Genomic DNA, 15,078 nt, shown 5'->3' with positions numbered 1-15,078 from the left:
CCTTATTCATCCCATCACCCCATCATTGCTATTTCCCTCAGGGTTTCTGCAAGGACCTCAATGTCCTCATCTGTATTGTAGTAGTGTATGGATGCCCTCACGGTGCCACCGGATTCATGAACTCCCAGGTGCCTCATGGCTGGTATCGCGCAGTGGTGGCCGCTTCTAACACAGACACCGGCGGTTTCATCCAGCAGCTTTGCAACGTCATGGGGGTCCATATTATCTATGTTGAAGGAAAGAATACCATAAATATTTTGGGGGTCACCATAGCACCGGATTTTGTCAATGGATGAAACCTCACTGTAGAGTTTTCCTGTCATTTTCAGGCCATGCTTTCTGATTTTATGGATTCCTATCCTGTTGATGTAGTCTATGGATGCCCCAAGACCTATGAAACCTGCTATGTTAAGGGTTCCCGCCTCGAACCTTGAGGGAAACTCTTCCAGGACGTAGTCATCCTCTGATACATCAATGACGGTACCCCCACCCAGCATGAATGGTTCAAGTTCATCCTGGCACTCACTCCTGCAGTAGAGGAAACCTGTCCCCACCGGACCCAGCGTCCCCTTGTGGCCAGGGAAGGCTGCAAAGTCTGCCCCTAACCCCCTAACATCGACCTCCATGTGTCCAATGGACTGGGCCCCGTCAATCATGTAGAGGGCACCGTTTTCATGGGCGATCCTTTCAATCTCCTTCACATCCTGCACCGTGCCAAGAGCATTGGAGATGTGGGTTATGGTTACAAGCCGCGTGGTATCATCGACCGCCTCCTCAACCATTGCAGGGTCCACAACGCCATTTTCATCTGCCCTCACTATCCTTACATCAACACCCCTTTCACGGAGCCTGAGCCAGGGCAGGAAGTTTGAGTGGTGCTCGATGTTGGGTACAACCACCGAGTCCCCCCTCCTGAATTTGAGGCCGCCTGCCACAATGTTTATGGCCTCGGAGGTGTTCTTTGTGAATACTATTTCGTCCTCAGAGGCATTTATGAATCCTGCAACCTTTCTCCGGGCTTCCTGAAGTTTCATGGTTGCTTCAACTGCAAGTGAATACGCCCCGCGTCCTGTATTGGCGTTGTATCCTTCAAAGTAATCTGTCATGGCCCTCACAATGGGAAGGGGGGTTGGGGTTGTGCTTGCAGCATCAAGGTACACCTTCTCCCTGAGGAGGGGTATGTCTGCCCTCACGTCCTCTGTACGCACAGGATCACCCATCGATTCTTTTTGCTATTTCAGCAGCCATTTCCATTGTACCGAGGCTTCCACCCAGGTCCGGTGTAACCAGACCCTCTTCAAGGGTTTTTTCCAGTGCTTTCTGTATTTTCTGTGCTTCCTGTGTTTTGTTGAGGTGTTTTAGCATGAGTGCTGTTGTTAGTATCATTGCTGTGGGGTTTGCTATGTTTTTTCCGGCTATCTGGGGTGCTGATCCGTGGACTGGTTCGAATATTGCGTTTTTTTCTCCTATGTTTGCTGATGGTGCCAGTCCAAGTCCTCCGATGAGTCCTGCTGCTTCGTCTGAGAGTATGTCCCCGAATAGGTTGGTTGTGACGAGGACCTGGAATTCCTGGGGCTGTGTTATGAGGTACATGGCTGTGGCGTCCACGTAGTAGTCCTCTGGCTCCATCTCGGGGTAGTCTGATGCCACCCGGTAGAATTCCTCCCTGAACACCCCATCGGTTTTTTTAAGGACATTGGCCTTGTGCACCGCGGTCACACGACTCCAGCCCTCCCTCTTAGCATACTCAAAGGCAAATCGACTTATCCTCCTGGACGCAGGGCGTGTTATGATCCTCCTTGCAACCGCCCCATCAGAGGTGAACTCCTCATCACCCACATAGAGGTCCTCGGTGTTCTCCCTCACTATGACAAAGTCAAGGTCCGGGTAAAGGCACGGAACACCCGGAAGGGACTTCACAGGCCTCAAATTCGCAAAAAGATCAAATTCACGCCTCAGTTTAACTATAACATCCGCTGCACTTTCACCTGCGGCACCAAAGAGGGTGGCGTCCGCCTCACCGATGATTTCAATTGTTTCATCTGGAAGGGCTGTTCCTGTCATCTCAAGGCACTCATCTCCAGCCTCTGCATATAAAAACTCAGGGTCGAGGTCCAGTCCTTTGAGAACGTGGAGGGTGGCCTCCATGACCTCCTTACCGATACCATCCCCGGGTATAACGGCTATCTTCATGGTATTCACCCGTCAAATTCTCCCTTTTTTCTGAGGTAGGGTATGAGACCCCCACTTTCAAGTATCTCCACCATGAAATCAGGGAGTCTCTTGAAGGGGAATTCTTCATCTCCCCGTATTATAACGCCCCTTTCCAGGTCCACCTCTATCTCATCACCCTCATTGAGTTTATCTGTTATTCCTGGCGCCTCAAGGAGGGGTATGCCCACATTTATGGCGTTCCTGTAGAATATCCTGGCAAAGGACTCTGCAATAACAGCGGCTATTCCAGCACCCTTGAGGGCAAGGGGGGCGTGTTCCCTTGATGATCCACATCCAAAGTTCTTCCCGGCAACTATGAAGTCCCCTGGCCTGACCTTTGAGGGGAATTCAGGGTCGAGACCCTCCATGACGTGTTCCCTGAGTTTTTCAGGGTCACGCATCACAAGGTACCTTCCGGGTATGATTATGTCGGTGTCCACGTCGTCGGGGAATTTCCAGACTCTTCCTTTCATATCTAAGCACCTCCACTATTCAAGTTCAGCAGGGTGGGTGATTCTGCCTGTAACTGCGGATGCGGCTGCAACCGCCGCGGATGATAGGTATACCTCTGCCTCTGGGCTTCCCTGCCGGCCCCTGAAGTTTCTGTTTGATGTTGAAAGGCTGACCTCTCCCGGCCCCACGAGTCCCACATGGCCACCGAGACATGGTCCGCAGCAGGGGTTGCATACCAGGGCGCCTGCGTCCACGAATATCTCCATGAGACCCTCGGAGAGTGCCCTGCGGTAGACCTCCCTTGAGGCGGGTATCACGAGCATCCTGACGCTGTCTGCAACCTTCCTGTTTTTCAGTATTGCAGCGGCATCCCTGAGGTCACTGAGGCGGCCGTTTGTACATGAGCCAAGGAAAACCTGGTCTATCTCAACATCCACCTCACTGACGGGCTTCACATTGTCAACGTTGTGTGGGCATGCCACCTGGGGTTCAAGGTCAGAGACATCAACCTCCATGACATTGAGGGAGGGGGCATCGGGGTCTGTCCTGAAGACCCTGTGGGGTTTATCTGATCTCCTTTCCACGTACCTTATGGTTTTTTCATCGGGTTCCACTATTCCGGTTTTACCTCCCATCTCTATTGCCATGTTGGAGAGCACCATACGGTCTGACACACTCATATCTGCGACGGTTTCGCCTGCAAATTCACAGGCCATGTAGGTGGCACCGTCTGCCCCTACATCCCCTATGATGTTCAGTATGACGTCCTTTGCATACACATGTTTTCTGAGTGAGCCGCTTATTTCGAAGCGTATCGTTTCAGGCACCCTGAACCACAGTTTTCCGGTGGCAAAGACCATTGCCATGTCAGTTGACCCTATACCGGTGGCAAAGGCCCCCAGGGCGCCGTGGGTGCAGGTGTGGGAGTCTGTCCCCACAATAACCTCTCCAGGCACCACGTGTCCCTTTTCAGGTAGCACCTGATGGCATACGCCCTCCCTGACATCATAGAAGTTCTCTATGCCCTGCTCCCTCACAAAGTCTCTCATTATCATGTGGTTCTGGGCCGCATCGAGGGAATCTGCAGGCACCTGGTGGTCGAATATAACAACGATTTTTTCAGGGTCCCAGACCCTGTCCCTTCCTATTCTTTCAAAGGATTCAACTGACAGGGGTCCTGTGAGGTCATGGGTCATGGCGACATCTATACTGGCCATAACTATTTCACCGGCCTCCACACGGTCTTTACCTGAAGCCCTGGCAAGTATTTTCTCAGAAACAGTCATAGACATCTTCTATCCTCCTTTAGCAGAATATAATGAAGGCATCATAAAATTTCCAGCAATGGATCCATGGGGCTGGCTGTGAAAATTAGAGCATCCTTAAAGTTCAGATGTCCCCATATGTTCACTGGATATCTGCATTCCACCTTCATACTGAAAAACTCGGCTGAATTTTACAGTTATATTTTCACCCACCATTAATAAATACTTTGATAATAAAATTTAAATATTCAGTAATACAAGGTAGTAACAGTTCCAGGAATATTAGTTTCCAGGACCTCACCAAGTCTTTTATAGACGGTGCATAATATTATTAATCAAGTGAGGGACCCAAATGAAGGAAGAACTTAAGAGGGAATATGAAAGGATTAAGGACAGAATGTCCCTTGAGGAATTTCAGGAGCTAATAGAGAAAAGGAAAGAGGAATATGGGGACGTAGGATTCATGGATGATGTTGCAATTGCAACGACGGTGGTTGATGAGATCCTCCGGGATGAAAATACGATGCTATCAGAGAAGGAAGAGCACAGGATGGACACCATATCCAAACTTGAGGAGGGTGCAGAGGCACCGGTGACAGGCAGGGTCATGAAAATATCAAGTCCCAGGACCTTCACAACAAGGAAGGGAAGAGAGGGAAAACTCGCCAATGTTATCATCGCAGATAATACAGCTGAACTTCGAACAGTTTTCTGGACAGAGAACATGAAGCTCCTCAAGAAATTCAATGAGGGCGATGTGATCAGGATAAGGGATGTTAGAATAAGGGGTGGATTCGGGGGCAGAAAGGAGGCACATCTCATGCCAAGGTCAAGGGTTGAGGTCCTTGACCCTGCGGATTTCCCGGACTTTCCAGAATACAGGGAGGAGATAACCCCCATCGCTGACCTTGCCGAGGACCAGGAGGTCAACGTCATTGCAAGAATAACAGGCATATCCCGGGTGAGGACCTTTGAGAGGGATGGCCGTGAAGGAAGGTTCATTTCCCTTGACATAATGGATGAAACAGGTTCAACCACATACACAATCTGGAACAACGATGTCAGCCTTGTGGAGGAGCTTGGTCTTAAGGAGGGAGACTCGGTTAAGATACTGGGGGCCCAGACAAGGAGAAGGGATGACAGTGTAACACTCACACACACCAGCCTCACAAGGATTGTGCCAGGGGAATATGATGTTCCCGAGTACAGTGAGAAGGTGGTTAAGATAGGGGACCTCCATGAGATGGAGAGCGCAACTGTGATGGGCCTTGTAACAAGGGTTCATGACCCTGTGGAGTTTGAAAGAAACGATGGAACAACGGGCTCTGTAAGATCCATTGAGATTACAGATGATACAGGCTCTGCAAGGGTAACACTCTGGGATGATGACACCCGCATAAAAATCAACAAGGGGGACATTGTAAGGATATCCGGTGCAAGGGTTGAATTTGATGAGTTCAACCAGTCATACCGCATAAACACAAACTTCAACACCCGTATCACCGTCAACCCTGAATCTGATGGTTCGCTCCTTAAGGTCCTTGAGGAGTACAGGGAACATCTGAGACCCCTCAAGATAGCCGAGATACTTGAAATGGAGGATGAGGGTGAGGAGGTAGATGTTGTAGGCAGGATATTCAGCCTCAGCGACCCGAGGGAATTTGAGAGGCAGGATGGGACCGGTATCGTGAGGTCAATGGAACTTGCAGATGAGACAGGCAAGATAAGGGTCAGCCTCTGGGACGAGAAGGCAGAAAAACCCCTGAATGTGGGGGACGCCGTGAGAATAGAGAATGCCAGAATAAGACTAGGGCTTTACAGCGTGGAACTCAACACAGGAAGAACAACCAGAATAGTGGAGCCCCTCCCAGAGGATATTGAAAACCTGCCCTCCTTTGAGGAGCTTGAGGAGATGCTCTACACCACAAAGAAAATTGATGAACTTGAAGAGGACGACAGGAACATAAGGATAATTGCGAGGGTGGTTGATCTCTTTGATCCCAGGGAGTTCCAGAGGGGTGACGGGACACCCGGCCTTGTGAGAACCGTTGAATTTGCTGATGACACAGGATCCATAAGGGCAAGCCTCTGGGATGATGCTGCGGAGAAACCACTGAGCATTGGAGATGCGGTGAGAATAGAAAACCCCCGCGTAATCTACAGGGATGATATGGGCGGAGAGAGACTTGAACTCAGCATAGGGAGAAATTCAAGGATTGAACCGGCAACTGAAAGGGATATCAGCGGGTTACCCTCCTTTGAGGAGCTCCAGGAGATTCTATATCCTCTTGTAAACATTGAGGACCTTCAGGAGGATTCAAGAAATGTCATGATAAAGGGTGAACTTACAGAAATGTCAGGCAGGAGGATTCTATCCATAAAGTGCCCATCATGCAATGAGAGGCTTGAACTCTCTGACGAGAACATCTGTAACTTCTGCGGCGCCCTTGTGGATGAGCCACGATACCTCCTCATGATCCCTGGAAGGATCATGGATGATACCGGCGAGGTCCTCATAACCTTCTTTGGAAGGGAGGCCGAGAAACTCCTAGAGATGTCCACGAGGGAGGTTGTTGATATCATAAACCAGTCTGCAGATGAATCAGCACTTGAGGAGAGGGTTGAGGACCTTAACGGCGTAACCGTGGAGGTTATCGGAAACGCGGATTTTGATGAATACAATGAGGAACCGAGGTTTATACCCAGAAAGGTTGTGAATATTGAACTTTAAAATGATTTAAGGGAGATTAAAATGGTTGAACTGGAAGATCTACCAAATGTAGGGGCCAAAACGGCACAGAAATTAAGGGACGCAGGCTTCGGGGACATGATGCGTCTTGCCACAGCCACCGCCAAGGAACTCTCTGTGAAGGCTGAAATTGGTGAGGGCGTGGCTGAGAAGGTGATAGAGGCCGCCAGAAGGGCTGAGAAGATAGACTTTGAAACAGCCTTTGATGTGATGGAACGCCGGAAGGACGTGGGCCGAATAACAACAGGGAGCAAGGCCCTGGATGAACTCATAGGCGGCGGGATTGAAACACAGGCAATAACTGAGGTTTTCGGAGAGTTTGGATCAGGTAAGAGCCAGCTATCCCATGAACTAGCAGTGACTGTGCAGCTACCAGAGGAAAGGGGTGGTCTGGATGCTGAGGCTGTATTCATAGATACAGAGAACACATTCCGTCCGGAAAGGATAGAGCAGATAGCCAACGCCTTTGAACTGGACCTTGAGGAGGTTCTCAACAGGATACACATTGCAAGGGCATTCAACTCAAGTCACCAGATACTCATGGCAGAGAAGGTGAATGAGCTCATACAGGAGGGCAAGAACATACGCCTTGTAATTGTGGACTCCCTCACAGCCCACTTCAGGGCGGAGTATGTGGGGAGGGAGGCCCTAGCAACAAGGCAGCAGAAGCTCAACCAGCACCTCCACACCCTCCAGAACATAGCAAACACCTACAATGCAGCTGTCTTCGTAACAAACCAGGTTCAGGCAAGACCCGACGCCTTCTTTGGAAGCCCCACAAAGGCTATAGGCGGACACGTCCTGGGCCATGCAGCGACCTACCGCCTGTGGCTCAAGAAGGGGCTTGCAGGTAAGAGGATAGCGAGACTTGTTGACAGCCCCCACCTCCCAGAGGGTGAGTGTGTCTTCAAGATAACAGAAGCAGGTATTGTTGATTAAACCCTAATTTTGATTTTTATGGGCTCGTTTGAAACGGTTCTATCCATACTGATCCTTGTCCTCACAGGACATGCACTTAAACTGGGGGGCATACTGAGGGAGGAGGATGCATCACCCCTCAACAGGATTGTCATAAACCTTGCAATACCCTCACTGATATTCACGTCACTCTACAGGGCTGATTTAAGTGGAATAGCGGACCTGTTCCTGATACCACTCGTCTGTATAACCACCGGGGCATTATCTGGAGCCATAGCGTCCCTGTGGGCAGAAAGGAGGGGTCTGGATTCCAGGAAAACCTGGGGGATAATTGTTGCTGCGGCAATGATGAACTCAGGTTTCCTGGGTTACCCTGTAACTGAGGGAATATTTGGATCTGAGGGTCTTTTAAGGGCCATATTCTATGATACAGGCACAACAGTGATGTTCACATCCCTTGGGCTTATACTATCATTTATCTCAGGGGCTGAGGGGACTGCAGTCGTTAAAAGGGCAGCCACCTTCCCACCCCTCTGGGCATTCATACTGGGGGTTACCTTCAACCTGATGGGATTACCTGTGGGAATGGCAGGTACGGTTCTTGGATATCTGGCCGGTGCAGCGGTTCCCCTCATAATGATTTCACTTGGTCTCTCACTGAACTTCAGGTTCCTGAGGGATTCGCTGGTTGAGGCCACATTTGTGAGTGCCTTGAGGCTCATAGTATCACCTCTGATTGCCGCATTCATTGTTTACCTATTATCATTTAAGGGTCTGGACTTCTCTGTAACGGTCCTTGAGGCATCAATGCCCTCAGCCATGCTTGCAGCGGTACTTGCAATTGAAAATGACCTTGACGTTGACCTTGTATCATCGTGCATATTCATGAGCACAATACTGGGCCTCGTGTCACTGCCAGTATGGTCCATTATACTCTGAAAAATTTATTTTATATTTGGAATATAATGAAAATATTTTTGAATTTTATCCATTTCATGAAAATGAGTGTAATAGTATATAAATCTTACTTAAAGTTTTTGATAGAAATGTTTATTTAGCACTGTGCTATACCTTACATCAAATAAGTGTCATTGCTAGATATCTCTATGCAAGGTGATCTAATGGCAGAAGAAAAAAAAGAAACAATGGAAGAACCAAAAATCGGTGTTTACGTCTGCCACTGTGGTGTAAACATCGGCGGTGTGGTCGACATTGAGGCTGTAAGGGACTACGCTGCGAAACTACCAAACGTTGTGGTTGCAAAGGACTACAAGTACTACTGTTCTGACCCAGGTCAGCTCGAGATACAGAAGGACATCAAGGAACTCGGTATAAACAGGGTAGTTGTGGCTGCATGTTCCCCAAGGCTCCACGAACCAACCTTCAGGAGATGTGTTGAAGAGGCAGGACTCAACCAGTTCCTATTCGAATTTGCAAACATAAGGGAGCACGACTCATGGGTCCACATGGACAACCCTGAGGGCGCAACAGAAAAGGCCAAGGACCTTGTGAGGATGGCGGTTGCCAAGGCAAGGCTCCTGGAGCCCCTCGAGGCATCAAAGGTTAGTGTGGATGACAAGGCCCTTGTCATCGGTGGAGGTGTTGCAGGTATACAGGCCGCCCTTGACCTGGCCGACATGGGATTCAAGACCTACATGGTCGAAAAGAGGCCAAGTATCTCAGGAAGAATGGGTCAGCTGGACAAAACCTTCCCAACCCTCGACTGTTCAATGTGTATCCTTGCACCAAAAATGGTGGATGTCGGTAAACACGACAACATTGAACTCATAACCTACGCCGAGGTTAAGGAAGTTGACGGTTACATAGGTAACTTCAAGGTCAAAATCGAGAAGAAACCAAGGTACATAGACGAGGACCTCTGTACCGGATGCGGTTCCTGCGTAGAGGTATGCCCAATTGAAATGCCAAACTACTTCGACGAGGGAATCGGTATGACCAAGGCTGTCTACATACCATTCCCACAGGCTGTCCCGCTCTGCGCAACAATTGACAAGGACTACTGTATAGAGTGCATGCTCTGTGATGAGGTCTGTGAAAGGGGAGCCGTTAAACACGACCAGGAACCAGAGGAGATCGAAATCGAAGTTGGTACAATAATTGTGGCAACAGGATACGACGCCTACGACCCAACAGAGAAACTCGAATACGGTTACGGTCGACACACCAACGTCATAACAGGTCTTGAACTCGAAAGGATGATCAACGCATCAGGTCCAACCGATGGTAAGGTCCTCAAACCATCAGACGGTGAAAAACCAAAGAGGGTTGCATTCATCCACTGTGTGGGTTCAAGGGACGAACAGGTTGGAAAACCCTACTGTTCCCGTGTGTGCTGTATGTACATCATGAAGAACGCACAGCTCATCAAGGACAAAATGCCTGACACAGAGGTCACACTCTACTACATGGACATAAGGGCATTCGGTAAAGGATTCGAGGAATTCTACAAACGCTCACAGGAGAAATACGGAATCAAGTTCATAAGGGGACGACCCGCTGAGGTCATCGAGAACCCTGACCTCACACTCACAGTGAGATCAGAGGACACACTCCTGGGTAAGGTCACAGAGTACGACTACGACATGGTTGTCCTTGGTGTCGGTCTCGTGCCACCAGAGGGTGCAGAGACACTGAGGCAGACAATCGGTCTATCCAAATCTGCAGATGGCTTCCTCATGGAAGCACACCCAAAACTCAGGCCTGTTGACACACTGACAGACGGTGTGTACCTTGCAGGTGTGGCTCAGGGTCCAAAGGACATCCCTGACGCTGTTGCACAGGCTTCAGGTGCAGCTGCACGTGCAGCAATACCAATGGTCAAGGGTGAAGTGGAAATTGAGCCAATAATCGCAGTTACAGATTCCGACGTCTGCGGTGGCTGTGAGGTCTGCATTGAGCTCTGTCCATTCGGCGCCATAAGCATAGAGGAAGGGCACGCCAACGTCAACGTGGCCCTCTGTAAGGGTTGCGGTACCTGTGTGGCAGCATGCCCATCAGGTGCAATGGACCAGCAGCACTTCAAAACAGAGCAGATCATGGCTCAGATCGAAGCGGCACTCAACGAACCAGCTTCAAAATAGATGGGCTGGGACCCATCAAAACCTTTTCTTTTATCTCTTCTGATTTGATTCTGTTTCAAGGCTATTCCTGTAGCCGTCTTTTTTGCATCATCCTGCAGGATTCATCTGTTGGTCTCATGATTGGCTGCAAGTATAATAGCGGCACCAATTTTATATTGTAATTTTAACTATTTTCCTATGGAGATGATTTTCATGGTCAGCAATCAGGATTATACCGAGAGGATAAGAGATCTCATGAAGGATCATAACAGCTGGATGGAGTCAAGCATCAATCTCATAGCAAGTGAAAATATAACCAGTTCAAGGGTCAAGGAGGCCCTCATCTCTGACCTTTCACACCGCTATGCAGAGGGCCTCCCTGGTGAGAGGCTCTATGAGGGCTGCAGGTACATAGATGAGATTGAAGAGATCACAATTGAACTCTCAAAGAAACTCTTCAGGGCAGAGCATGCCAATGTCCAGCCAACGTCGGGTGTTGTGGCCAACCTCGCCTGCTTCTTTGCAACTGCAGATGTTGGCGACTCCATAATGGCCATGGAGGTCCCATACGGCGGCCATATATCACATGCCAAGGTCAGTGCAGCCGGTGTGAGGGGATTCAAAATATACACCCACCCCTTTGACTTTGAAAACATGAACATAGACGCCGATGCAATGAAGAAGAAGATCCTTGAGGTCAAACCAAGGATAATACTCTTCGGCGGAAGCCTCTTCCTCTTCCCCCACCCTGTGGAGGAGGCAGTTGAGGCCGCAGAGGAGGTGGGTGCAAGGATAATGTACGACGGCGCCCATGTCCTCGGCCTAATTGCAGGCGGATACTTCCAGGATCCCCTCAGGGAGGGCGCCGATATGCTGGTGGGAAGCACACACAAGACATTTCCCGGACCCCAGGGCGGCATAATCCTCTGCAGGGAGGAACTTGCAGATGACATAGATGAGGCTGTCTTTCCGGGACTTGTGAGTAACCACCACCTTCACCATGTGGCAGGCCTTGGAATAGCAACCGCAGAGATGCTTGAGTTTGGAAGTGAATACGCGGCACAGACAATCAGAAACGCAAAGAAACTCGCAGAGAACCTCAATGAACTTGGATTCAACGTACTCTGTGAGCACCTCGACTTCACAGAATCCCATCAGGTTGTGATGGATGTATCAGACATTGGCAGGGCCGCCGAGATATCCAAGAAACTCGAGGCCAACAACATAATACTCAACAAGAACCTTCTCCCATGGGACGATGTTAACAGGTCAGACGACCCATCAGGAATAAGGATAGGTACACAGGAGATAACAAGGCGCGGAATGAAGGAGTCAGAGATGTCAGAGGTTGCAGAATATATAAAGAAGGTTGTTATTGATGGCAGGGACGTTAAGGAAGAGGTTTCAGAGTTCATGTCATCCTATACAAAGGTTCACTACGCCTTTGAGGAGTCAGAGGCCTACAAGTACATGGAGATCCGGTAGATGAGAATTGCCTGGGCATTCACAGGGGCCGGGCACCTCCTCCTTGAGAGTGTGGAGGCACTGGAGGAGATGGTTTCCAGGGGCCACGAGGTAACCATACTCCTATCAGGTGCCGCAGAGGAGGTTCTGAGGATGTACGGCCTCTTTGAAAGGGTCAGGAAACTTTCTGGCGGATACTACAGGGAACTTGTCCTTGAAAGTGAGGAGGGCTACAGCTTCCCAATAACAGGCAGGCTCTCCATGGGTAGGTATGACCTTCTGGTGGTATCCCCTGTAACATCCAATACCGTGGCCAAGATAGTTCATGGCATAGCCGACACACTTGTGACAAATGCCGTGGCCCAGGCAGGTAAGGGGGGAGTGCCGGTGTACTGCGTCCCGGTGGACCTTGAGGAGGGGGACGTTGAAACGGTCCTCCCATCAAAACTTGAACTTGAACTCTGCAGGAGATGCGAGCAGTGTCTTGCTGCAGCGGCATGTCCAGGGGACGCCATAGTGCCGGGGGTTGAGATAAGGCTCCTCAAGTGCAGGGGCTGCGGACTGTGTCAGAGCGCATGTCCATATGGCGCTGTCTCAGGTGGGAGGATAATAACCATCCACATGAGGGAGGTGGACATCAGAAACACAGAGAGGCTCTCCTCAATGGAGGGCATAACCGTGTTTGAGGGGCCCGGGGAAATTCTCGGGAACATATGACCATTCCAAAGCCCTCCAACATTACGTTTTAAGGTCAGCACCCATTCTCCTTCATAAAATTTAATTATCATCTGCAACAGAAATAATGGAGATAGGGGGTGTTTTAATGGAGGGCAAGAGGATTGATTTTCTCCTTGAGGAACTCAAGAACCCTGACTGGGTTGTGCGTGAGGACGCTGTTGAACTTCTTGCAGAGGTTGCAGATCCCAGGGCTGTGGAACCACTCATAGAGGCCCTTGATGACGAGGACTACCATGTCCGGGAGGCGGCTGCACTCGCCCTTGCAACCTTTGATGATAAAAGGGCTGTTGAACCCCTCAGGGAGCATCTTTCAGATGAGAAACCCGGTGTGAGGTACGCCTGTGCCCTGGCCATTGGAATACTCGGCGATGAGGATTCAGTCGAGGACCTTGAGGGCCTCCTTGACGATGAGAGCCCAATGGTTCGGAGGGTGGCGGAGGTTGCAATCTCCGAGATAAAGAAGAGGGCGGGATCCTAGCTCTCCTGGGATTTCACATTTTGGGTTCCTGAGGCGGAATCAGATGTCCTTAAATTCCAGCGTGTCGCCTATTCGGGTCCCGGTTTCATCAATTTTTCCCTTTTTAAGTTCTACAACATACCTTGCGGGTTTCACTGGATTGTAGACCTGCCATGGTTTGAGTTCAGCCATATCCACCACCCTCATATTTTTATCAACGAATAGAACGTCAAGCGGGACCAGCATGAAGAACATGTGTATCCCTGAACCGTATCTCCCACGTCCCTCGGGTATTTCAAGTACAAGTCCAGTCTCAACGTTCCTCCTGAGCATCAAACCCCTGAAACGTGAAAGGAATGTATCTGCAAACCTCACAGCACCAAGAGTGGCGCCCCTTGTCTTATTGAACACCTCTTTCTCCATCATAGATTCTCCTGAAAACACTGTGTTATATTTATTTATATCATCAGCTCAAAACCATAAACCATTACTGTGCATATTCATCAGGAGGTTATCAGTGTGAGAAATATTATCGTTGAACCCCTTAACCAGACACCAATCGAGGACCAGAAGGTGGAGATAGTTGAAAGGAAGGGCATAGGACACCCTGACAGTATAAGTGACGGGATCGCTGAATCAGTGAGCAGGGCCCTCTGCAACGCCTACCTTGATAGATTCGGTGCCATAATGCACCACAACACCGACGAGGTACAGATAACAGCCGGGGAATCCGCACCACAGTTTGGAGGCGGTGAGGTTATAAAACCGATAGAGATACTCCTCACGGGAAGGGGTATCGCCGAGGTTGATGGAGAGAAGATAGGCCTTGACAGGATAGCCATATCAGCAGCCAAGGAGTACCTCAGGGACAACATAATAAACCTTGATGTTGAGACCTGCACCGTGGTGGAGTGCAAGATCGGGCACGGCTCAGGGGACCTGAGGGACGTCTTTGCAAGGAAGGGAAGAGCACCCCTATCAAATGACACATCATTCGGGGTTGGATTCGCACCATTCTCAGAGACCGAGAGGATAGTGATGGAGGCAGAGAACCTCCTCAACTCCCCTGAATTCAAGAAGAAATACCCTGCAGTGGGTGAGGACATAAAGGTCATGGGGCTCAGGGAAAACGACAACATAACCCTTACAGTTGCCTGTGCAATGGTGGACAGATACGTATCAGACCTAGAGGAATACCTTGAGATCAAGAATGTGGTGAAGGATGAGGTATTCAAGCTGGCCTCAGGGATCACAGAGAGAAACCTTGAGGTTTTTGTCAACACAGCCGACCGCTGCGAGGACGATGAGCCATCAGTCTACATAACAGTTACAGGGACCTCCGCTGAGATGGGTGATGACGGATCAGTGGGAAGGGGTAACAGGGCCAACGGCCTCATAACACCCAACAGGCCAATGTCCATGGAGGCAACATCAGGTAAGAACCCCATAAACCATGTGGGTAAAATTTACAACCTCCTCTCAAACCAGATGGCCGCAGACATAGTTGAGAGCATCGAGGGAGTTAAGCAGGTCCATATAATGATACTCAGCCAGATAGGAAAGCCAATTGACCACCCCAAGGCCGCCACAGCCCAGGTGATCCTTGAGGACGGCTACACCATGGATGACATCACAGGAAAGGTTTCAGGAGTAATGGACGCATGGCTCGAGGACATACCAAGCATAACCGAGATGCTGGTCAAGGGCCAGCTCCGGACATTCTAATATCCATCTGAGGGA

The 15,078-nt window shown here is 49.8% G+C and carries 13 protein-coding genes; 8 read left to right on the top strand and 5 right to left on the bottom strand.

Features of this window, described 5'->3' with window-relative positions:
- Positions 1-14 precede the first annotated feature (14 nt).
- Genes AB9H23_RS07465 through hacA form a run of 4 tightly spaced genes read right to left on the bottom strand, consistent with a single transcriptional unit; the run spans position 15 to position 3,959 of the window.
- The gene (locus AB9H23_RS07465) at positions 15-1,220 is read right to left on the bottom strand and encodes a cysteine desulfurase (RefSeq protein ID WP_370004647.1); all 1,206 of its coding nucleotides are present in this window, start codon (positions 1,218-1,220) and stop codon (positions 15-17) included.
- Complete coding sequence (locus AB9H23_RS07460; RefSeq protein ID WP_321211292.1) at positions 1,213-2,193, bottom strand: 3-isopropylmalate dehydrogenase; 981 nt, start codon at positions 2,191-2,193, stop codon at positions 1,213-1,215. The genes AB9H23_RS07465 and AB9H23_RS07460 overlap by 8 nt, the downstream gene beginning before the upstream one ends.
- A 5-nt stretch (positions 2,194-2,198) precedes the next feature.
- On the bottom strand, positions 2,199-2,687 hold the full coding sequence (locus AB9H23_RS07455) for a 3-isopropylmalate dehydratase small subunit (RefSeq protein ID WP_321211291.1): 489 nt from the start codon (positions 2,685-2,687) through the stop codon (positions 2,199-2,201).
- A 15-nt stretch (positions 2,688-2,702) separates the two neighbouring features.
- Positions 2,703-3,959: a homoaconitase large subunit gene (gene hacA / locus AB9H23_RS07450; protein WP_321211290.1), complete on the bottom strand. Its 1,257-nt coding sequence runs from the start codon at positions 3,957-3,959 to the stop codon at positions 2,703-2,705.
- Between the two features lie 325 nt (positions 3,960-4,284).
- Here hacA and AB9H23_RS07445 point away from each other — a divergent pair, with 325 nt between their 5' ends.
- From AB9H23_RS07445 to AB9H23_RS07415, 7 genes are all read left to right on the top strand, one after another.
- Complete coding sequence (locus AB9H23_RS07445) at positions 4,285-6,663, top strand: OB-fold nucleic acid binding domain-containing protein (protein ID WP_321211289.1); 2,379 nt, start codon at positions 4,285-4,287, stop codon at positions 6,661-6,663.
- A 21-nt stretch (positions 6,664-6,684) separates the two neighbouring features.
- Positions 6,685-7,620 carry a DNA repair and recombination protein RadA gene (radA, locus tag AB9H23_RS07440; RefSeq protein ID WP_300477590.1) on the top strand — a complete coding sequence of 312 codons (936 nt, stop codon included), beginning with the start codon at positions 6,685-6,687 and terminating at the stop codon, positions 7,618-7,620.
- An 18-nt stretch (positions 7,621-7,638) separates the two neighbouring features.
- Complete coding sequence (locus AB9H23_RS07435; protein WP_321211288.1) at positions 7,639-8,538, top strand: AEC family transporter; 900 nt, start codon at positions 7,639-7,641, stop codon at positions 8,536-8,538.
- 182 nt (positions 8,539-8,720) lie between these two features.
- Positions 8,721-10,700, top strand: a complete 1,980-nt coding sequence (gene hdrA, locus AB9H23_RS07430; RefSeq protein ID WP_321211287.1) for a H(2):CoB-CoM heterodisulfide ferredoxin reductase subunit HdrA — start codon at positions 8,721-8,723, stop codon at positions 10,698-10,700.
- A 192-nt stretch (positions 10,701-10,892) separates the two neighbouring features.
- Positions 10,893-12,164, top strand: a complete 1,272-nt coding sequence (glyA, locus tag AB9H23_RS07425; RefSeq protein ID WP_370004646.1) for a serine hydroxymethyltransferase — start codon at positions 10,893-10,895, stop codon at positions 12,162-12,164.
- Entirely contained in the window at positions 12,165-12,860 is a 696-nt protein-coding gene (locus AB9H23_RS07420) for a dihydromethanopterin reductase (acceptor) (RefSeq protein WP_321211285.1), read from the top strand. It abuts the gene before it with no gap.
- Between the two features lie 106 nt (positions 12,861-12,966).
- A complete protein-coding gene (locus AB9H23_RS07415) occupies positions 12,967-13,359 on the top strand; it encodes a HEAT repeat domain-containing protein (protein WP_321211284.1) in 393 nt (130 codons plus the stop codon).
- Between the two features lie 39 nt (positions 13,360-13,398).
- Here the strand turns inward: AB9H23_RS07415 and AB9H23_RS07410 are convergent, their stop codons facing one another.
- The gene (locus AB9H23_RS07410; RefSeq protein WP_321211283.1) at positions 13,399-13,764 is read right to left on the bottom strand and encodes a DUF192 domain-containing protein; all 366 of its coding nucleotides are present in this window, start codon (positions 13,762-13,764) and stop codon (positions 13,399-13,401) included.
- A gap of 93 nt (positions 13,765-13,857) precedes the next feature.
- Here AB9H23_RS07410 and AB9H23_RS07405 point away from each other — a divergent pair, with 93 nt between their 5' ends.
- The gene (locus tag AB9H23_RS07405) at positions 13,858-15,063 is read left to right on the top strand and encodes a methionine adenosyltransferase (protein ID WP_013296541.1); all 1,206 of its coding nucleotides are present in this window, start codon (positions 13,858-13,860) and stop codon (positions 15,061-15,063) included.
- The last annotated feature ends 15 nt before the right edge of the window (positions 15,064-15,078 follow it).

This window comes from Methanothermobacter sp. KEPCO 2, from assembly GCF_041228365.1.
GTDB classification, from domain to species: Archaea; Methanobacteriota; Methanobacteria; order Methanobacteriales; family Methanothermobacteraceae; genus Methanothermobacter; species Methanothermobacter marburgensis.
This window is presented reverse-complemented; position numbering and strand designations above follow the sequence as displayed.